The sequence below is a fragment of the Salmonella sp. 5800 genome, from assembly GCF_046558195.1.
Lineage (GTDB): Bacteria > Pseudomonadota > Gammaproteobacteria > Enterobacterales > Enterobacteriaceae > Salmonella > Salmonella enterica.
This window is the reverse complement of record NZ_JBGDOX010000008.1, coordinates 48,127-68,811: the sequence shown is the minus strand read 5'-3', so window position 1 is coordinate 68,811 and position 20,685 is coordinate 48,127. Positions and strand designations below refer to the sequence as shown.

General features: G+C 56.0%; 16 protein-coding genes. 8 read left to right on the top strand and 8 right to left on the bottom strand.

The window, feature by feature from the left end; genetic code table 11:
- Nucleotides 1–250: 250 nt before the first annotated feature.
- The 6 genes from folK to thpR all read right to left on the bottom strand — a co-directional run bounded on the left by folK (nucleotide 251) and on the right by thpR (nucleotide 5,134).
- Nucleotides 251–730 (bottom strand): 2-amino-4-hydroxy-6-hydroxymethyldihydropteridine diphosphokinase, encoded by a 480-nt coding sequence (gene folK, locus ACLJZ5_RS15635; RefSeq protein ID WP_024797603.1) that lies wholly within the window; start codon nucleotides 728–730, stop codon nucleotides 251–253.
- Nucleotides 727–2,124, bottom strand: a complete 1,398-nt coding sequence (pcnB, locus tag ACLJZ5_RS15630; RefSeq protein ID WP_205041962.1) for a polynucleotide adenylyltransferase PcnB — start codon at nucleotides 2,122–2,124, stop codon at nucleotides 727–729. The genes folK and pcnB overlap by 4 nt, the downstream gene beginning before the upstream one ends.
- Before the next feature lie 161 nt (nucleotides 2,125–2,285).
- Complete coding sequence (gene gluQRS / locus ACLJZ5_RS15625; RefSeq protein ID WP_001549989.1) at nucleotides 2,286–3,182, bottom strand: tRNA glutamyl-Q(34) synthetase GluQRS; 897 nt, start codon at nucleotides 3,180–3,182, stop codon at nucleotides 2,286–2,288.
- A gap of 68 nt (nucleotides 3,183–3,250) precedes the next feature.
- A complete protein-coding gene (gene dksA / locus ACLJZ5_RS15620) occupies nucleotides 3,251–3,706 on the bottom strand; it encodes an RNA polymerase-binding protein DksA (protein WP_001155232.1) in 456 nt (151 codons plus the stop codon).
- Between the two features lie 176 nt (nucleotides 3,707–3,882).
- Nucleotides 3,883–4,587, bottom strand: coding sequence for a DNA/RNA nuclease SfsA (gene sfsA, locus ACLJZ5_RS15615; RefSeq protein WP_000899412.1), 705 nt, complete (start codon nucleotides 4,585–4,587; stop codon nucleotides 3,883–3,885).
- Nucleotides 4,588–4,603: 16 nt separating this feature from the next.
- A complete protein-coding gene (gene thpR / locus ACLJZ5_RS15610) occupies nucleotides 4,604–5,134 on the bottom strand; it encodes an RNA 2',3'-cyclic phosphodiesterase (protein WP_024797601.1) in 531 nt (176 codons plus the stop codon).
- A gap of 72 nt (nucleotides 5,135–5,206) precedes the next feature.
- Here thpR and hrpB point away from each other — a divergent pair, with 72 nt between their 5' ends.
- The 6 genes from hrpB to fhuB all read left to right on the top strand — a co-directional run bounded on the left by hrpB (nucleotide 5,207) and on the right by fhuB (nucleotide 16,566).
- Nucleotides 5,207–7,636 (top strand): ATP-dependent helicase HrpB, encoded by a 2,430-nt coding sequence (gene hrpB / locus ACLJZ5_RS15605; RefSeq protein WP_024798564.1) that lies wholly within the window; start codon nucleotides 5,207–5,209, stop codon nucleotides 7,634–7,636.
- A gap of 135 nt (nucleotides 7,637–7,771) precedes the next feature.
- The gene (gene mrcB, locus ACLJZ5_RS15600) at nucleotides 7,772–10,294 is read left to right on the top strand and encodes a bifunctional glycosyl transferase/transpeptidase (RefSeq protein ID WP_000918127.1); all 2,523 of its coding nucleotides are present in this window, start codon (nucleotides 7,772–7,774) and stop codon (nucleotides 10,292–10,294) included.
- A gap of 292 nt (nucleotides 10,295–10,586) precedes the next feature.
- Nucleotides 10,587–12,776 carry a ferrichrome porin FhuA gene (gene fhuA, locus ACLJZ5_RS15595; RefSeq protein WP_000113219.1) on the top strand — a complete coding sequence of 730 codons (2,190 nt, stop codon included), beginning with the start codon at nucleotides 10,587–10,589 and terminating at the stop codon, nucleotides 12,774–12,776.
- Between the two features lie 48 nt (nucleotides 12,777–12,824).
- Nucleotides 12,825–13,622, top strand: a complete 798-nt coding sequence (fhuC, locus tag ACLJZ5_RS15590; RefSeq protein ID WP_001157205.1) for a Fe3+-hydroxamate ABC transporter ATP-binding protein FhuC — start codon at nucleotides 12,825–12,827, stop codon at nucleotides 13,620–13,622.
- Nucleotides 13,622–14,512: a Fe(3+)-hydroxamate ABC transporter substrate-binding protein FhuD gene (gene fhuD / locus ACLJZ5_RS15585; protein WP_001728684.1), complete on the top strand. Its 891-nt coding sequence runs from the start codon at nucleotides 13,622–13,624 to the stop codon at nucleotides 14,510–14,512. The genes fhuC and fhuD overlap by 1 nt, the downstream gene beginning before the upstream one ends.
- Nucleotides 14,513–14,526: 14 nt before the next feature.
- Nucleotides 14,527–16,566, top strand: a complete 2,040-nt coding sequence (gene fhuB, locus ACLJZ5_RS15580) for a Fe(3+)-hydroxamate ABC transporter permease FhuB (protein WP_116526409.1) — start codon at nucleotides 14,527–14,529, stop codon at nucleotides 16,564–16,566.
- A 90-nt stretch (nucleotides 16,567–16,656) separates the two neighbouring features.
- Here the strand turns inward: fhuB and hemL are convergent, their stop codons facing one another.
- On the bottom strand, nucleotides 16,657–17,937 hold the full coding sequence (gene hemL / locus ACLJZ5_RS15575) for a glutamate-1-semialdehyde 2,1-aminomutase (RefSeq protein WP_000045249.1): 1,281 nt from the start codon (nucleotides 17,935–17,937) through the stop codon (nucleotides 16,657–16,659).
- Nucleotides 17,938–18,106: 169 nt separating this feature from the next.
- On the opposite strand from hemL, the gene clcA reads away from it, so the two are divergent.
- Complete coding sequence (gene clcA, locus ACLJZ5_RS15570; RefSeq protein ID WP_000845430.1) at nucleotides 18,107–19,528, top strand: H(+)/Cl(-) exchange transporter ClcA; 1,422 nt, start codon at nucleotides 18,107–18,109, stop codon at nucleotides 19,526–19,528.
- Nucleotides 19,529–19,609: 81 nt separating this feature from the next.
- The gene (erpA, locus tag ACLJZ5_RS15565; protein ID WP_001278668.1) at nucleotides 19,610–19,954 is read left to right on the top strand and encodes an iron-sulfur cluster insertion protein ErpA; all 345 of its coding nucleotides are present in this window, start codon (nucleotides 19,610–19,612) and stop codon (nucleotides 19,952–19,954) included.
- Between the two features lie 100 nt (nucleotides 19,955–20,054).
- On the opposite strand, the gene ACLJZ5_RS15560 is transcribed toward erpA, so the two are convergent.
- Nucleotides 20,055–20,678 carry a TRIC cation channel family protein gene (locus ACLJZ5_RS15560; protein ID WP_000964234.1) on the bottom strand — a complete coding sequence of 208 codons (624 nt, stop codon included), beginning with the start codon at nucleotides 20,676–20,678 and terminating at the stop codon, nucleotides 20,055–20,057.
- Between the last annotated feature and the right edge of the window lie 7 nt (nucleotides 20,679–20,685).

Below are 20,685 nucleotides of genomic sequence, written 5' to 3'. Positions count from 1 at the left end.
TTTAACGAGATTGTATATATGTTTAAGTTATGTTTAAAAGCGGGAATATGCAACGAAATCGATAAAATGGGCGATTTAAGAAGGGGGAAGTCGTAAATGAATTCACGGTGTAGATTATAAAAAAATTACACATGAGTAATTTTCATTATTACTAAATGAGCTTTTAAGAAAAAATAATGGATAATCTCTTCTGTTATTTAGTGGTAGATGCAAAAATACAGGTTTGTCATAAATTAATATTAATTAAAAATTACCAGTATGCTGGAGCGGGAACGTGCTGATAGACAAGCTGTGTCAGCGCGACGCCATCGTCAGGAAAGGTCAATTCCGGGGCGATTTCAAACAGCGGCCACAGCATAAAGCCGCGGTTTTTCATATCGTAGTGCGGAACCGTCAGGCGCTCGGTGTTAATGACTTCATCGCCAAACAGCATAATGTCGAGATCCAGCGTTCGCGGCCCCCAGCGTTCAGCTTTACGCACACGGCCCTGCTGCAGCTCAATGCGCTGGGTATGGTTAAGCAATTCTTCGGGGGCGAGAGTGGTATCCAGCGCCACCGCGGCGTTCAGGTAATCGGGTTGATCCTGTGGGCCTAATGGCGGTGTGCGGTAAAACGAGGAAACGGCCACGATTCGGCTGTCAGGGATTTCACCGATCGCTTTCACGGCAGCATTAACCTGCTCCAAAGGGGAGGCGAGGTTGCTGCCAATGGCGATATAAACGACAGTCACGCACTTCCCTCGCGGCGCGGCGCGCGTTTGCGCGGACGTGAACGGCGGCGGCGTGGAGCAGGATCGTCGTCCAGCTCGTTGAGCATCCCTTTTTGTTCCGGCGGCGCGGAAGCCTGAAACTCGGCCCACCACTGCGCCAGACGTTGCAGCTCAGTATTATTTTCCACCTGAGCGCGCAGCTCCAGCAAATCAAACGCGGCGCGGAATTTGGGATGTTCCATCAGCTTCCAGGCGCGTTTGCCCTGGCGTCGCGACATCCGTAACTGAAGCTGCCAAATATCACGGGTAAGCGTGGTCAGACGTTTCGGGATCGCCAGTGAACGGCAGGCTTCATCCAGCACGTCATTCATGGCCAGCGCGAAAGCGTCGTAATAGGCCAGACCGCTCTCCTGAGCGATTTTTTGCGCCATCTCCAGCAGCGGATACCAGAACATGGCGGCAAACAAAAATGCCGGATTAACGCGCATCTCGTTACGGATGCGGTTATCCGTATTCTTCAACACCTGCGCAATGATGCGTTCCATTGCGCTGTCGCCGTTTTCGGTGAAATAACGCGTAATAGTAGGAAACAACGGCTGGAAGAGGTGGTATTCCCGCAGTTGTTGATAGGTTTCAAAACCGTTCCCCGCCTGCAACAGCTTCAGCGACTCTTCGAACAGGCGCGCGGGAGGAATGTCGTTTAGCAAGGTTGCCAGACGCGGGATTGGCTCAGCCGTTTCAGGGCTGATACGCATATTGAGCTTCGCAGCGAAACGCACGGCGCGCAGCATTCGAACCGGGTCTTCGCGGTAGCGCGTTTCCGGATTGCCGATCAGGCGAATCACGCCTTCTTGCAGATCCTGCATCCCGCCGACGTAATCGCGCACGGTAAAATCCGCTACGCTGTAGTAAAGGCTGTTAATGGTGAAATCGCGGCGCTGGGCATCTTCTTCGATAGAACCGAAGATATTATCGCGCAGCAGCATACCGTTTTGCCCACGCTGGGAGGTCGTACGGTCGCTTTCACTGCCTTCATGATGACCACGAAACGTTGCCACTTCGATAATTTCCGGGCCAAACATCACGTGAGCCAGGCGGAAACGACGCCCCACCAGACGGCAATTGCGGAATAATTTCCGTACCTGATCCGGTGTTGCGTTGGTGGTCACGTCGAAATCCTTCGGCTTTTTGCCGAGCAGGAGATCGCGGACGCCGCCGCCGACCAGGTAGGCTTCATAGCCCGCTTTGTTCAGCCTGTACAGTACCTTGAGGGCATTTTCACTGATATCTTTGCGGGAGATAGCGTGCTGTTCACGCGGGATAATCGTCATATGTGGACGGGCGACGGCTTGTTCTGCCTCGCTCTCCTCGCGGCTTAACACCTTACGGCAAAAATTAGCGACTCGGGTAAAAATAGCGCACCTCGGTAGTGTCATACATTAATAAGATCAACTTACTCTATGTCTTTCGCATTACGGCAGACGGGCGTAAGAGAGCAACGCGACCTGGGCTGTAAGCATCATTAACGCCGCAGCAATGCGAAAGACGATGAGCAAAAATAGCGGCTAATCATAGCTCAGCGAGACGCATTTGAGAATGCCGGATTTACATTAGCCGATGTGGGTACGGCTGCAAGCCTCCAGTGCTCCACCGCAAAGCGCAGCAACTCCTCAACAGACATCTCCTGCCACGCTACGACGTCGCGTTGGCCTAAAAAGCGCAATGCCTGGACCAGTACCGGGCGCGGATCGCCTGTCGCAAGCGCAGGGGCATGATTTTGCTTGGAAAGTTTAGCGCCTTGTTCGTTGAGCGCCAGCGGAAGGTGCACGTAACCTGGCGCACGCCAGCCAAACTGTTTATACAGCGAAAGTTGTCGGACAGTGGGTTCGATTAAATCTGCGCCGCGGACGATCTCCGTCACCCCCTGAAAATGATCGTCGACCACCACGGCCAGATTATAAGCAAACAGTCCGTCGCGGCGGTGGATAATAAAATCTTCGCTCGCCAGCTGTGGGTCAGCCTGGATGTCGCCGCGCAAGGCATCATGGAAACGCATCACCGGATGCTGCTGTTTAATTCTGACGGCGGCATTCTCCGGCCCGTGGTATAACGTCCGGCAATGGCCGTCGTAAATACCGCCCAGACGTTGAATGCGCGAGCGGGGGCAAGTGCAGTAGTAGCTCAGCCCCTGCTCGTGAAGCCAGGCCAGCGCCTCGCGATAAGCCTCATGACGCTGTGATTGCCATAAGACCTCGCCATCCCAGTGCAGGCCGTAATGTTCCAGCTGGCGCAGAATGGTCGCTGCGGCACCGGGAACTTCACGTGGGGGGTCGATATCCTCTATGCGAACGCGCCAAATTCCGCGTTGCGCACGGGCTTGTAGATAGCTGCCGAGGGCGGCGATTAACGAGCCGAAATGCAGTTCGCCGGATGGCGACGGCGCGAAACGGCCAATATAGTGTGAGTCAGTCATGCTGCGGGCAATAAAGAATAAGGCGGGAAAACTCCCGCCTGTCATAAATAGGGTAGAAACGAACGGGATTAACCCGCCATCTGTTTTTCGCGAATTTCAGCCAGCGTTTTGCAGTCGATGCACAGATCGGCTGTTGGACGCGCTTCCAGGCGGCGGATACCAATCTCCACCCCGCAGGACTCGCAATAACCGAAGTCTTCATCTTCCACTTTCTTCAGCGTCTTCTCGATCTTTTTGATCAGTTTGCGCTCACGGTCACGATTACGTAACTCCAGGCTAAACTCCTCTTCCTGCGCGGCGCGATCGACCGGATCGGGGAAGTTGGCGGCTTCGTCCTGCATGTGCGTCACAGTGCGATCGACTTCATCCCGGAGTTGATTACGCCATGCTTCAAGAATACGCTTGAAGTGCGATAGCTGGGCTTCGTTCATATACTCTTCGCCCGGTTTCTCCTGGTACGGCTCCACCCCAGCGATGGCGAGAATACTCAGGGACGATGTTTTACGGTTTTGCCCTTCTTGCATGTTGCTTCTCCTTAACACGCACTATCGATCCCCATGTTCGGGGGAAAATCAGGTCGCTATAAATAGCAGATGCTTTTCCGGATAGCAATTATCTAAACGTAACACTTGACAACCCTGTGAGGAAAAGCGTATTTACGCACGCGGCCAGAATACTTAATAATCAGGCTGTTATTCCACTACAACGTTATGGGTACTGGTTCGTTCAGTTCCATTTTTTGGGCTGAAAGTTCTGCTTTATAAGCTAAAACTTCCACGCCTTTATTCTGAGCCTCGCTCAATAGCTGCGCGTATTTTATATCGATATGACGTGCGGGTGAAAAACGTGTAATGGCGGAGTGCAGCACCGCGAACACCACCACCGCGCGATGACCTGCCGCCGCAACGCCCATCAACTCCCGAAGATGTTTTTGCCCTCGTTCGGTGATGGCGTCGGGAAAATAACCGTTTTCTTTTTCCGCTAACGTGACCGATTTCACTTCAATATAGCAGTCCGGGCGGAAATCTGCCTGTAACATAAAATCTATACGGCTGCGCTCGGCGCCATATTTGACTTCACTTTTCAGAATATTGTACCCCGCCAGCGCCGGCAGGCGATTCTCCTGAATCGCTTCTTTCGTTAGCTGGTTCGCCCGCAGCGTATTCACGCAAATGAATGCGCCGGATTGTGTTTCAGTCAATTCCCAGGTATGCGGATATTTGCGTTTAGTATTTTCTGATGTCGAATACCAGACGGTATCGCCTGGCGTGGCGCAGCCGGTCATTGCGCCGGTATTAGGACAGTGCAGCGTAAGCGTCGTACCGTCAGGGGTGATCACATCGGCTAAAAAACGTTTATAGCGCTGAATCAGCGTAGCGCGTTGTAAAGGGGGGGAGAATAGCATCGACATTCCTTCATTATTATTCGCCCAGCGTCCAGCGCTGCAGCTCGGCATAGCGGGTACGGCCTTGCCCATACGAAGAGGCGTAAAGCGCAAACGATGTGACCGGAAATGACCAGCAAAAGCCCGGCGGCGGGATAGCCACCGCATGGCTGGCGTCGCGCAGCAGCGTAATATGCGGGTGAAAAGGCTGCGGGCTTTGATAACAACCGCTGCGGGCGGCCTGCGCGCGCAGCATATTAGCCAACTGCAACAATCCGCGCGGCGGCTGGCGCATCCCCAGCCACACCACGCGTGAACGTAGCCACTGACCGGCGTCATCCAGATGTAGCGTAAAGCCCGGCTGGCGAATTCGTCCGGCCAGTTGCGCAAGCGCGCGCTGCTTATCGCTACTGACGTCGCCTAAAAAGGCCAGCGTCAGGTGTAGGTTCGCCGCTGCCACGGGGCGTCCGTCTTCAGACGCAAAATGGGTGGCGCGCCAGGCGATAATTTGCGCGCGCGCGTCGTCGGGTAAGTCAATCGCAAAAAACAGCCGTTTTGGCTCAGACATAGGGATACTCGGTTATGGATTAACACGATGCTACAATGCGGCGCAAAGAAAGTTAACCCCGTGGAGCCGTTTGTGACGTCATTGCCCGTTGCCGCCGTATTGCCTGAATTGTTGACAGCCCTAAAAACCGCGCCGCAGGTTTTGTTGTCCGCGCCTACCGGGGCGGGGAAATCCACCTGGCTGCCGTTGCAACTCCTGCAACAGGGGCCGGTTGCTGGAAAAATCCTTCTGCTTGAACCGCGTCGTCTGGCGGCGCGTAATGTCGCGCAGCGTCTGGCGGAAGCGTTGAATGAAAAGCCTGGCGAAACGGTAGGTTACCGGATGCGCGCGCAAAGCTGCGTGGGGCCGCGTACCCGGCTGGAAGTGGTGACCGAAGGCGTATTGACCAGAATGATTCAGCGCGATCCCGAATTACGCGGCGTGGGGCTGGTGATACTGGATGAATTTCATGAGCGCAGTTTACAGGCGGATTTAGCGTTGGCGCTGTTGCTGGATATCCAGCAAGGGCTCCGTGACGATCTCAGGCTGTTAATTATGTCTGCGACGCTGGATAACGACAGGCTTTGTCAGCGACTGCCTGATGCGCCGACGATCGTCTCGGAGGGGCGCGCGTTTGCGGTGGAGCGACGTTATCAGCCGCTCGCGGCGCATTTGCGTTTTGATGAGGCCGTCGCGATGGCGACAGCGGAACTGCTGCGCAATGAAAACGGTTCGCTGCTGCTATTTTTACCCGGCGTAGGCGAAATACAGCGCGTTCATGAACATCTGGCGTCGCGGGTAGGGAGCGATGTCCTGCTTTGTCCGCTGTATGGCGCATTGTCTCTGGAAGCGCAACGCAAAGCGATTGTTCCCGCCCCCGCCGGGATGCGTAAAGTGGTGTTGGCGACTAACATTGCCGAAACCAGTTTGACGATTGAGGGGATTCGTCTGGTCGTCGATAGCGCTCAGGAGCGCGTGGCGCGATTCGACGCGCGAACGGGACTGACGCGGCTGGTTACGCAGCGTATCAGTCAGGCGTCAATGACGCAGCGCGCGGGGCGCGCCGGACGACTGGCGCCGGGTATCTGTTTACATCTGCTGGCCAAAGAACAGGCGGAGCGGGCGGCGGCGCAAAGCGATCCGGAAATCTTACACAGTGACCTTTCCGGTTTGTTGATGGAGGTGTTGCAGTGGGGATGTCACGATCCGGCATCGCTTTTCTGGCTGGACAGGCCGCCGGAGGTGAATCTTCAGGCCGCCCGCCGTTTATTATTGATGTTAGGCGCGCTGGAGGGCGAACGGTTAAGCGCGCGGGGCCGGAAAATGGCGGCAATGGGTAACGATCCGCGCCTGGCGGCGATGTTAGTCAACGCCGACGAGGGCGACAGCGCCGCCACCGCCGCCATGCTCGCGGCCATCCTTGAGGACCCGCCGCGCGGCGGCGGTACGGATTTAAGCGTGCTATTTTCGCGGCGACAGCCGGGCTGGCAGCAGCGTAGCCAGCAGCTTTTAAAACGGCTGCAGGTGCGTAATGGCGAGCCGGATAGCGCGCTTATTATGCCGCTGTTGGCCAGAGCGTTTAGCGACCGCATCGCGCGACGTCGTGGTCAGGAAGGGCGCTATCAGTTAGCCAATGGTATGGGCGCGATGTTAGATGCGGATGACGCGTTGGGACGTCATGAATGGCTGATCGCGCCGCTGTTGCTGCAAGGTAGCGCCTCGCCGGACGCCCGAATATTGTTGGCGCAGCCGCTGGATATCGCCTCGCTGATTCAGGCGTGTCCTGATTTACTGCGCCAGTCTGACACGGTTGAATGGGACGAAGCGCAGGGAACGTTGAAAGCGTGGCGCAGAATGCGTATTGGACAGTTGACGGTTAGCGTTCAGCCACTGGCGAAACCGTCTGAAGAGGAGCTTCATCAGGCGATGCTGAACGGCATCCGCGATAGAGGTCTGTCCGTCCTTAACTGGACGCCGGAAGCGGAGCAGTTCCGTCTGCGTCTACACTGTGCGGCGAAATGGCTGCCGGAATATGACTGGCCTGCCGTGGATGAGGCGTCGCTGCTGGCGACTCTGGAAAACTGGTTGCTGCCGCACATGACAGGCGTACAGTCGTTACGGAGTCTGAAATCTCTGAATGTGACTCAGGCGTTACGGGGACTGCTTGACTATGCCATGCTGCAACGTCTGGATAGTGAACTGCCTGGGCATTACACTGTGCCGACGGGAAGCCGAATAACGATTCGTTATCATGAAGATAACCCGCCCGCACTGGCGGTCAGAATGCAGGAAATGTTTGGCGAAGCGAAGACCCCAACCATCGCTCAGGGCCGCGTGCCGCTGGTGCTGGAACTGCTTTCGCCAGCGCAGCGACCGCTACAGATTACGCGCGATTTAAGCGCTTTCTGGCAGGGGGCGTATCGCGAAGTGCAAAAAGAGATGAAGGGCCGTTACCCCAAACATGTCTGGCCGGACGATCCGGCGAATACGGCCCCAACGCGGCGCACGAAGAAGTATTCGTAATGTAACTGTAGGCCGGATAAGGCGTTATGCCGCATCCGGCGAAAGAGCGGTAATAATTGAGAGATTTCTTCTTCTGTCGTCTGGCGGAAGAATAGAGAATCGGGCCTTTGCGCCTGTATGTTGCGGAGAAAAAGCATGGCGGGGAATGACCGCGAGCCGATTGGACGTAAGGGGAAACCGTCACGTCCTGTGAAACAAAAGGTGAGCCGTCGTCGGCAGCATGACGACGATTATGATGATGACTATGAGGATGAAGAACCGATGCCGCGTAAAGGTAAGGGCAAAGGGCGTAAGCCTCGTGGCAAGCGCGGCTGGCTGTGGCTATTGCTAAAACTGTTTATCGTTTTTGTGGTGCTGTTCGCCATTTACGGCGTCTATCTGGATCAAAAAATCCGCAGCCGTATCGATGGCAAGGTCTGGCAGCTTCCGGCGGCGGTATATGGCCGGATGGTGAACCTTGAGCCAGACATGCCTGTCAGCAAAAACGAGATGGTGAAATTGCTGGAAGCGACGCAGTATCGTCTGGTGACGAAGATGACCCGTCCCGGCGAATTTACCGTGCAGGCCAATAGCATTGAGATGATCCGTCGTCCGTTTGACTTCCCGGACAGCAAAGAAGGGCAGGTGCGCGCGCGGCTGACGTTCAGTGACGGGCGTCTGGAAACCATCGTCAATCTGGATAACAACCGCCAGTTTGGCTTCTTCCGTCTCGATCCGCGGCTTATCACCATGCTTTCTTCGCCAAATGGCGAGCAGCGTTTATTCGTCCCGCGCAGCGGTTTCCCGGATCTGCTGGTCGATACGCTGTTGGCGACGGAAGACCGTCATTTCTATGAGCATGATGGCATTAGTCTTTACTCTATCGGGCGTGCGGTGCTGGCCAACCTGACGGCGGGACGCACGGTGCAGGGGGCCAGTACGCTAACCCAGCAGCTGGTGAAGAACCTGTTCCTCTCCAGCGAAAGATCATACTGGCGTAAAGCGAATGAAGCCTACATGGCGCTGATCATGGATGCCCGTTACAGTAAAGATCGTATTCTTGAGCTGTACATGAACGAGGTCTACCTCGGTCAAAGCGGGGACAATGAAATTCGCGGTTTTCCTCTGGCGAGCCTGTATTACTTTGGTCGTCCGGTAGAGGAACTGAGCCTCGATCAGCAGGCGTTACTGGTGGGGATGGTAAAAGGGGCGTCGATTTATAACCCGTGGCGCAACCCGAAACTGGCGCTGGAGCGTCGTAACCTGGTGCTACGCCTGTTACAGCAGCAGAAAATCATCGATCAGGAACTCTATGACATGCTGAGCGCGCGTCCGCTTGGCGTACAGCCGCGCGGCGGCGTTATTTCACCGCAGCCAGCGTTTATGCAGATGGTTCGTCAGGAACTGCAGGCGAAGCTGGGGGATAAAATTAAAGATCTTTCCGGTGTGAAGATCTTCACCACCTTTGACTCCGTGGCGCAGGATGCCGCAGAAAAAGCCGTTGTCGAAGGCATTCCGGCGTTGAAGAAGCAGCGTAAATTGAGCGATCTGGAAACCGCGATGGTGGTGGTGGATCGCTTTAGCGGCGAGGTGCGCGCGATGGTTGGCGGGGCGGAGCCGCAGTATGCCGGCTATAACCGTGCCATGCAGGCGCGCCGTTCCATCGGGTCGCTGGCGAAACCGGCGACCTATCTGACCGCGTTAAGTCAGCCGAACTTATACCGTCTGAACACCTGGATTGCCGATGCGCCGATTTCTCTGCGCCAGCCGAATGGTCAGGTCTGGTCGCCGCAGAACGACGATCGTCGCTACAGCGAAAGCGGGAAAGTGATGCTGGTGGATGCGTTAACTCGCTCAATGAACGTACCGACGGTCAATCTGGGGATGGCGTTAGGTCTACCGGCGGTAACCGATACCTGGACGAAGCTCGGCGTGCCGAAAGATCAGCTCAATCCGGTTCCGGCTATGCTGTTAGGGGCGCTGAACCTGACGCCGATCGAAGTGGCGCAGGCGTTCCAGACTATCGCCAGCGGTGGAAATCGCGCGCCGTTATCAGCGCTGCGTTCGGTTATTGCGGAAGATGGTAAGGTGCTGTACCAAAGTTATCCGCAAGCTGAACGCGCCGTACCGGCACAGGCGGCTTACCTGACGCTCTGGACAATGCAGCAGGTCGTCCAGCGTGGTACGGGGCGTCAGCTTGGCGCGAAATATCCAGGTCTGCATCTGGCGGGTAAAACCGGGACGACAAACAACAATGTCGATACCTGGTTTGCCGGTATCGACGGCAGCCAGGTGACTATCACTTGGGTAGGCCGTGATAACAACCAGCCGACGAAATTGTACGGCGCCAGCGGCGCGATGGCGATTTACCAGCGCTATCTGGCGAACCAGACGCCGACGCCTTTAGTTCTGACGCCGCCGGAAGATGTGGTGGATATGGGCGTTGATTACGACGGTAATTTTGTCTGTAGCGGCGGTATGCGCACTCTGCCGGTCTGGACGGACGATCCAAATACGCTGTGCCAGCAGGGCGAGATGATGCAGCAGCAACAGCAGCCGTCAGGCAATCCGTTCGATCAGTCGTCTCAGCCGCAGCAGCCTGCGCAGCAACAGCCGCCGAAAGAAGAGAAGAGCGACGGCGTTGCCGGCTGGATTAAGGAGATGTTCGGCGGCAATTAATCACGGTAATAGTGCCGGGTGGCGCTGTGCTTACCCGGTCTACACCGTTACGACTCCATTATGTGCGACGTAGGCCGAATAAGACGCTTACGTCGCCATCCGGCAAATCCCCTATAAATAACATTTCAGTCTAATTTATTAACCCTTCCTTTTCATCTGGTTGTTTCTTAACCCCTTAGTTTTCGTAGGGCCGCGTATCGCTTGCCATTGCGACGATATTTCGCCTATCATGCTGCGGTTATAATAATAATTATCGTTTACGTTATCATTCACTTTCATCAGAGATATACCAATGGCGCGTCTTAAAACTGCTCAGCCAAACTCCTCACTGCGTAAAATCGCAGTTGTAGTAGCCACAGCGGTTAGCGGCATGTCTGTCTATGCACAGGCGGCGGTTCAACCGAAAGAAGAAACCATTACCGTAACCGCAGCGCCTGCCGCGCAGGAAAGTGCCTGGGGACCGGCTCCGACCATCGCCGCGAAGCGTTCCGCCACCACCACCAAAACTGATACACCTATCGAAAAAACGCCACAGTCGGTTTCGGTGGTCACTAACGAAGAGATGCAGATGCATCAATTCCAGTCAGTAAAAGAAGCGTTGGGTTACACGCCGGGTGTAACGGTAAGCAGCCGCGGCGCTTCCAATACCTATGACTTTGTGATTATCCGTGGCTTTTCTTCCGTCGGCCTGAGCCAGAATAACTATCTGGATGGCCTGAAATTGCAGGGTAACTTCTACAACGATGCGGTTATTGATCCCTACATGCTTGAGCGTGTTGAGTTGATGCGTGGCCCAACGTCCGTTCTCTACGGTAAGAGCAACCCGGGCGGTATCATTTCGATGGTTAGCAAGCGGCCGACTACTGAGCCGCTGAAAGAAATTCAATTCAAAATGGGGACGGACAATTTGTTCCAGACCGGTTTTGATTTTAGTGATTCCCTGGATGACAACGGTGAGTTCTCATATCGTCTGACGGGACTGGCGCGTTCGACAAACGAACAGCAAAAGAGTTCTGAGTCGCAGCGCTATGCGATTGCGCCCTCTTTTACCTGGCGTCCGGATGAGAAAACGAATTTTACGTTCCTTTCTTATTTCCAGAACGAACCAGAGACCGGCTACTACGGCTGGCTGCCGAAAGAGGGAACGGTTGAACCGTTACCGAATGGTAAACGCTTGCCAACAGATTTCAACGAAGGGGCGTCAAACAACACCTATTCTCGTAACGAGAAAATGGTGGGATACAGTTTCGAGCATGGCTTCAACGACACTTTTACCGTGCGCCAGAATTTACGTTTTGTCGAAATGAAAACCGCGCAAAAAAGCGTCTATGGCACGGGGATTGCGGCGGACGGCCATACGCTTAACCGCGGTACTATCGTTGACAACGAGCGTTTACAGAATTTCAGCGTAGATACACAACTGGAAAGTAAATTCGCGACCGGCGATATTGATCATACGTTGCTGACGGGTGTCGATTTCATGCGTATGCGTAATGATATTAACGCGACGTTTGGTAGCGCGCCGTCAATCGATCTCTATAACAATTACCATCCTGAATACTTTGCTTTCGGCGGCGCCGAGCCGTACCAGATGAACGAAAGTAAACAAACAGGCCTTTATGTTCAGGATCAGGCGGAATGGAATAAGTGGGTATTTACTCTCGGCGGCCGTTATGACTGGTCTAAACAAGCGACAACGGTGCGTCAGAATTCCACTACGCCGACAGAAGGATATATTGAACGTAATGACCACCAGTTCACCTGGCGCGGTGGCGTAAACTACGTATTCGATAATGGAATTTCACCTTACTTCAGCTATAGCCAATCTTTCGAGCCAAGCGCCTTCGATTTGTGGAGCACCCCACGCGTTTCTTACAAGCCGTCAAAAGGCGAGCAATATGAAGCAGGGGTGAAATATGTACCGAAAGACATGCCGGTTGTTGTTACGGGTGCCGTTTATCAGCTGACCAAAACCAATAACCTGACCGCCGATCCAACCAACCCATTAGCGCAGGTGCCGGCAGGCGAAATTCGTGCGCGAGGTGTAGAGCTGGAAGCCAAAGCAGCATTGACGGCTAACATCAATATGACGGCGTCTTACACTTATACTGATGCTGAATACACGAAAGACACTAACCTGAAAGGGAATACGCCAGAGCAGGTGCCTGAACACATGGCGTCGTTGTGGGGCGATTACACCTTCAACGACGGTCCGTTGTCAGGTTTAACGCTGGGAACAGGCGGTCGTTTTATTGGCTCCAGTTACGGCGATCCGGCCAATAGCTTCAAGGTAGGCAGCGCAGCGGTGATGGATGCGGTCGTCAAGTACGATCTGGCGCGTTTTGGTATGGCGGGCTCCAGCATTGCGGTTAACGTTAATAATCTGCTCGACCGCGAATACGTCGCCAGCTGCTTCCAGACCTACGGCTGTTTCTGGGGCGCAGAACGTCAGGTCGTTGCAACGGCAACCTTCCGTTTCTAATTTCTTTTTGGGCACGGCTTGCCGTGCCCGTTTTACAAGTTGGCTGCGATGCAGGAAAACCACATTCATTCCGATACCACCTTTGCGCTGCGAAGCGTCGCCTTTCGTGTGCCGGGCCGCACGCTTTTACACCCCCTCTCGTTAACGTTTCCCGCAGGTCGAGTCACCGGACTTATCGGCCATAATGGTTCCGGTAAATCCACGCTGTTAAAAATGCTGGGCCGCCATCAGCCGCCTTCCGAAGGGGATATTCTGCTCGACAATCAGCCGCTGGCGAGCTGGAGCAGCAAGGCGTTTGCCCGCAAAGTTGCCTATCTGCCTCAACAATTGCCGCAGGCGGAAGGAATGACGGTGCGCGAACTGGTGGCGATTGGCCGCTATCCGTGGCACGGCGCGCTGGGACGCTTTGGCGTCGCGGACCGGGAAAAAGTAGACGAGGCGATTACGCTGGTCGGCTTAAAACCGCTGGCGCATCGTCTGGTAGACAGTCTTTCCGGCGGCGAGCGCCAGCGCGCGTGGATTGCCATGCTGGTCGCGCAGGACAGCCGTTGTCTGCTGCTGGATGAGCCGACGTCAGCGCTGGATATCGCCCATCAGGTTGACGTGCTGGCGCTGGTGCATCGTTTAAGTCAGCAGCGCGGGCTGACGGTGGTTGCGGTGCTGCACGATATCAACATGGCGGCCCGCTACTGTGATTATTTAGTCGCGCTACGCGGCGGTGAAATGATTGCGCAAGGAACGCCTGCGGAACTGATGCGCAGTGACACGCTGGAGCAGATTTACGGTATCCCGATGGGTATCCTTCAGCATCCGGCGGGCGCGGCACCTGTGAGTTTTGTGTATTAATGCGTGATTTATATCCTCTTACTCGCCGCCGTTTATTAACGGCGATGGCGCTCTCGCCGCTGCTGTGGCAAATGAATACGGCGCAGGCTGCCGCTATCGATCCCCGCCGGATTGTGGCGCTGGAGTGGCTGCCGGTTGAGCTGCTGCTGGCGCTCGGTATTACGCCTTATGGCGTGGCGGACGTACCAAATTATAAGCTGTGGGTTAGCGAACCGCCGTTGCCGGATTCGGTGATTGATGTGGGTCTTCGCACTGAACCCAATCTCGAACTGCTGACAGAGATGAAGCCGTCGTTTATGGTCTGGTCGGCAGGCTACGGACCCTCGCCGGAGAAACTGGCGCGGATCGCGCCGGGGCGCGGGTTCGATTTTAGCGACGGCAAAAAGCCGCTGGCGATAGCCCGACGATCGCTGGTTGAACTGGCGCAGACGCTGAATCTGGAAGCTGCGGCAGAAAAACATCTGGCGCAATACGATCGCTTCATCGCCAGCCAGAAGCCGCATTTTATCCGCCGCGGGGGGCGTCCGTTACTGATGACGACGCTTATCGATCCGCGGCATATGCTGGTGCTCGGCCCGAATTGCCTGTTCCAGGAGGTGCTGGACGAGTATGGCATTGTCAATGCCTGGCAGGGGGAAACCAACTTTTGGGGCAGTACGGCGGTTAGCATCGATCGGCTGGCGATGTATAAAGAAGCGGATGTGATCTGCTTCGATCACGGGAATAGCACCGATATGAACGCGCTGATGGCAACGCCGCTGTGGCAGGCCATGCCGTTTGTCCGCGCCGGGCGCTTTCACCGGGTGCCCGCCGTTTGGTTCTATGGCGCGACCCTCTCCACGATGCACTTTGTCCGCATCCTGAATAACGTGTTGGGAGGCAAAGCGTGAGCAGAAAACGTGAAATGCCGGATGGCGGCGCGAAAAGCGTCTTATCCGACCTACGGTTCGGGCGCTTTGTAGGCCGGATAAGGCGAAGCCGCCATCCGGCGTTGCTGTTATTGGCGCTGTTTGTTGCCGCCTGCTGGCTGACATGGGTTAACTTCTCCGTTGCGCTACCGCGCAGCCAGTGGCAACAGGCTATCTGGTCACCGGATATCGACATCATTGAGCAGATGATTTTTCATTACAGCCTGTTGCCAAGACTGGCGATTTCGCTGCTGGTGGGCGCGGGGCTTGGGCTGGTAGGCGTCCTGTTCCAGCAAGTATTGCGTAACCCGCTGGCGGAACCGACCACGCTGGGCGTGGCGACCGGCGCGCAATTGGGGATCACGGTGACTACGCTATGGGCGATTCCCGGCGCGCTGGCGACGCAGTTTGCCGCCCTGACGGGAGCCTGTATCGTCGGCGCGCTGGTGTTCGGCGTGGCGTGGGGCAAACGTCTGTCGCCGGTAACCCTAATCCTCGCCGGGTTGGTGGTTAGCCTCTATTGTGGCGCAATCAACCAGTTACTGGTGATTTTCCACCACGATCAGTTGCAAAGCATGTTTTTATGGAGCACCGGAACGCTGACGCAAACCGACTGGAGCGGCGTGCAGCGTCTGTGGCCGCAGTTGCTGGGCGGTGTGATGCTCACATTATTGTTGCTACGTCCGATGACGCTGATGGGGCTGGATGACGGCGTTGCGCGTAATCTGGGGCTGGCGCTGTCGTTAGCGCGTCTGGCGGCGCTGTCGTTGGCGATTGTGTTGAGCGCGCTGCTGGTCAACGCGGTGGGCATTATCGGTTTTATCGGCCTGTTTGCGCCGCTGCTGGCGAAAATGCTTGGCGCAAGACGTCTGCTGGCGCGCCTGATGCTGGCGCCGCTCATTGGGGCGCTTATTTTATGGCTATCCGATCAGATTATCCTTTGGCTCACCCGCGTATGGATGGAGGTCTCCACCGGTTCAGTGACGGCGCTAATCGGCGCGCCGCTGCTCCTGTGGCTGCTGCCGCGGCTTAAAAGCATGAGCGCGCCGGATATGAACGCCAGCGATCGTGTGGCGGCGGAGCGTCGGCATGTCCTCGCTTTTGCCGTTGCTGGTGGCGCGCTCTTGCTGCTGGCAACATGGGGCGCGCTCTCTTTTGGTCGCGACGCGCACGGCTGGACGTGGGCGAGCGGAACGCTGCTTGAAGAACTGATGCCGTGGCGCTGGCCGCGGATACTGGCGGCGTTAATGGCGGGCGTCATGCTGGCGGTGGCGGGCTGCATTATTCAGCGTCTGACCGGTAATCCAATGGCCAGTCCGGAAGTGCTGGGGATCAGTTCCGGAGCCGCGTTTGGCGTGGTGTTGATGCTGTTTTTGGTGCCGGGGAATGCCTTCGGTTGGCTACTGCCCGCCGGAAGCCTGGGCGCGGCGGCGACACTGCTGATTATTATGATAGCCGCCGGGCGCGGCGGTTTCTCGCCGCAACGGATGTTGCTGGCGGGGATGGCGCTCAGCACCGCGTTTACCATGCTGCTAATGATGCTCCAGGCGAGCGGCGACCCGCGGATGGCGGAAGTATTGACCTGGATCGCAGGATCTACCTATAACGCCACTGGCGGGCAGGTTACGCGAACTGCGATCGTGATGGTGATTTTGCTGGCAATTGTGCCGTTGTGTCGCCGCTGGTTAACGATTTTGCCACTGGGCGGCGATGCCGCGCGCGCGGTGGGCATGGCGCTTACGCCGTCGCGTATCGCGCTGCTGGCGCTGGCGGCTTGTTTGACGGCAACTGCGACGATGACCATTGGGCCGCTGAGTTTCGTTGGACTGATGGCGCCACATATTGCGCGGATGCTCGGTTTTCGCCGGACGATGCCGCATATGGTCATCTCGGCGCTGGCAGGGGGCGTTTTACTGGTCTTTGCCGACTGGTGCGGCAGGATGGCGCTATTTCCGTATCAGATCCCGGCGGGACTGCTTTCAAGCTTTATTGGCGCGCCGTACTTTATCTATTTGCTACGTAAACAAAGCCGCTGAGTTTGCCGGATGGCGGCATAAATGCCTTATCCGGCCTGCGGTGTAGAATGTAGGCCGGGTAAGCGTAAGCGTCACCCGGCAATTCATCCTTTACAATTTCGCAAACACCCGACGCGCGGCGTCAATAGTATTATTAATGTCGTCCATGCTGTGTGCGACCGACATAAAGCCCGCCTCAAACGCCGATGGCGCCAGATACACGCCTTCCTCCAGCATCAGGTGGAAGAAACGCTTAAAGCGTTCAACGTCGCACGCCATCACGTCCTGATAGCAAGTTACGCTCTCAGCGTCGGTGAAGAAAATCCCGAACATGCCGCCGACATGGTTAACCACCAGCGGAATATTCGCTTCTTCGGCAGCTTCCAGCAAACCTTCCGCCAGACGGGTGGTGAGCTCATCCAGCGTTTCATGAATGCCGGGCTGGGCGACTTCATTCAGGCAGGCGAAACCGGCCGCCATCGCAATCGGGTTGCCGGAAAGGGTGCCCGCCTGGTAAACCGGGCCCGTCGGCGCCAGCGCATCCATTACATCGCGACGACCGCCAAACGCGCCTACCGGCATCCCGCCGCCGATGATTTTACCCAGACAGGTCAGGTCCGGCACGACGCCGTAGTAATCCTGGGCTCCGGCCAGCGCTACGCGAAAACCGGTCATCACTTCGTCGATAATCAGCAGCGCGCCGAACTCATCGCACAAGGCGCGCAGACCTGGCAGGAATTCCGGCAGCGGCGGGACGCAGTTCATATTGCCCGCCACCGGCTCGACGATGATACAGGCGATTTCCTGCGGATATTGTTCAAACGCCGCGCGCACTGACGCCAGATCGTTATAAGTGCAGGTCAGCGTATGTTTCGCGAAATCTGCCGGCACGCCCGGTGAGTTCGGCTGACCGAGCGTCAGCGCGCCAGAACCGGCTTTGACCAGCAGACAGTCTGCGTGGCCGTGGTAGCAGCCTTCGAATTTGATAATCTTATCGCGGCCAGTAAAACCACGCGCCAGGCGAATAGCGCTCATGGTCGCTTCGGTGCCGGAATTCACCATGCGCACCATGTCCATGGTCGGCACCAGGTTGGTGACCAGTTCCGCCATTTTCACTTCCATCTCGGTTGGCGCGCCGAAGCTTAAACCGCGCTCCGCAGCTTCGATCACCGCATTGCGGATAGCCGGATGGTTATGCCCCAGTACCATTGGCCCCCAGGAACCGACATAGTCGATATACGCTTTGCCATCGACATCATAAAGATACGCGCCGTCCGCTTTTTCGATAAACAGCGGGGTGCCGCCCACGCCAGTGAAGGCGCGAACAGGGGAGTTCACGCCGCCGGGGATCAGCTCGCGGGCCGCGCTATAGAGATTTTCAGACTTACTCATGGAAAGATTCCTGGTTCGTAGAAAAAGTGAATACCCGCTATTCTAAGTTATTCAGAGAAGGTTATGAAAGTTTTACGCATTTGAAACAATACGATTTGCAGGGGATTTTCACGGCGTTGGCGAGTAGAATGCCGACTTTAGATTTGTATTACCAATTAATGATCTTCTGATGAAAACAGACACTTCCACCTTTTTAGCTCAGCAAATTGTGCGTTTACGGCGCAGAGATCAGATTCGCCGGTTAATGCAGCGGGATAAAACGCCGCTGGCCATCCTGTTCATGGCGGCCGTTGTCGGCACGCTTACCGGACTGGTTGGCGTCGCCTTTGAAAAGGCGGTTTCCTGGGTACAAAACATGCGCATTGGCGCGCTGGTTCAGGTCGCGGACCATGCGTTTTTGCTTTGGCCGCTGGCCTTTATCCTTTCGGCGTTACTGGCGATGGTCGGCTACTTTTTGGTGCGAAAATTTGCGCCAGAAGCCGGCGGCTCGGGTATCCCGGAAATTGAAGGCGCGCTGGAGGAGTTACGTCCGGTGCGCTGGTGGCGCGTGTTGCCAGTGAAGTTTATCGGCGGGATGGGAACGTTGGGCGCAGGAATGGTATTAGGGCGCGAAGGGCCAACGGTGCAAATCGGGGGCAACCTGGGGCGCATGGTGCTGGATGTTTTTCGTATGCGCAGCGCCGAAGCGCGGCATACGTTGCTGGCGACCGGCGCGGCGGCGGGGCTTTCTGCGGCGTTTAACGCGCCGCTGGCGGGTATCCTGTTTATTATTGAAGAGATGCGCCCGCAGTTTCGCTACAACCTGATTTCGATTAAAGCGGTGTTTACCGGCGTCATCATGTCGAGCATTGTGTTCCGCATATTTAACGGCGAAGCGCCGATTATTGAAGTCGGCAAACTGTCTGATGCACCGGTTAACACGCTGTGGTTATACCTTATCCTCGGTATTATTTTTGGCTGCGTCGGGCCGGTATTTAATTCGTTGGTGCTGCGTACCCAGGATATGTTTCAGCGCTTTCATGGCGGCGAAATTAAAAAATGGGTGCTAATGGGCGGCGCGATCGGCGGCCTGTGCGGTATTCTGGGGTTGATTGAGCCGGAAGCGGCAGGCGGCGGATTTAACCTTATTCCTATCGCCGCGGCAGGTAATTTTAGCGTCGGGCTACTGCTGTTCATCTTTATTACCCGGGTGGTCACGACGCTGCTTTGCTTTTCTTCCGGCGCGCCGGGGGGCATTTTCGCCCCGATGCTGGCGCTGGGAACGCTGCTTGGTACGGCCTTCGGTATGGCGGCGGCAGTGCTTTTCCCGCAGTATCACCTGGAGGCCGGTACCTTTGCGATTGCCGGGATGGGGGCGCTGATGGCGGCGTCGGTGCGCGCCCCGCTGACGGGGATTGTGCTGGTGCTGGAGATGACCGATAACTACCAGCTCATTTTGCCAATGATTATCACCTGTCTTGGCGCGACACTATTAGCCCAGTTTTTGGGCGGGAAACCGTTATACTCAACCATCCTGGCGCGCACTCTGGCGAAGCAGGATGCGGAACAGGCGGCGAAAAACCAGAATGCGCCTGCGGGCGAGAATACTTGAACGAATTACCAGGGTATTAGATAATGACTGCCAATATTGGGTGAAAATTTATCCAATTACCGATGTCGTTTGGAGCAAAATATGAGTGATGACGTAGCGCTGCCGCTGCAGTTTACCGACGCAGCAGCGAATAAAGTAAAAAGTCTTATCGCTGACGAAGATAACCCGAATCTGAAACTGCGCGTGTATATCACCGGCGGTGGTTGCAGCGGCTTCCAGTATGGTTTTACCTTTGACGATCAGGTGAACGAAGGGGATATGACCATCGAAAAACAGGGCGTTGGCCTGGTGGTTGACCCGATGAGTTTGCAGTATCTGGTGGGTGGTTCGGTCGATTATACCGAAGGCCTGGAAGGTTCCCGCTTCATTGTAACCAACCCGAATGCGAAAAGTACCTGCGGGTGTGGCTCTTCCTTCAGCATTTGATTGCTGTTCGTTGTGCCGGATGGCGACGCGAGCGTCTTATCCGGCCTACAACATCTTTCCTGTAGGCCCGATAAGCGTAGCGCCATCGGGCAAAACAATATCAACGTCCGTTTTCATCCAGGGCAAACGTCGGCAATTTCAAATGCCAGCGAATGGCCGCCAGCCGAATGAACAGCGTGACCACCATACCCATCATGCTGGCGCTTTCCAGCGGTACTGAAAACGTATAAAACGCGGTGGCGTGAACAATCCCGCCGATAATACAGGCCGTGGCATAGATTTCGGTGCGTAGGATCATGGGGATCTCGCGTGCCAGAACATCGCGAATAATCCCGCCGCCGACGCCGGTAATCACGCCCATACAGACAGCCACTAATGGCCCCGTTTCAGCGAGGAAGGCTTTATTCACCCCAATGCCGACAAACACCGCCAGCCCGACCGCATCCAGTACCGGCAACATCCATTTCGGCAGACGTCTTGGCTGGCGAACCAGCAGGATGGTCAGCATACTGGTGACCATGGCGACGACCAAATCGGTAGGATCTTTAACCCAGAATACCGGGCCGTTATCCAGCGCCATATCGCGGATTGTCCCGCCGCCGACGGCAGTAACGACGCCGAGCACCAGGACGCCGAACGGGTCCATACGTAATTTCCCGGCCAGCAACACGCCAGAGATAGCAAATACAGCCGTGCCTACAATATCCAGCCAATAGACGAGCATTGTCGAA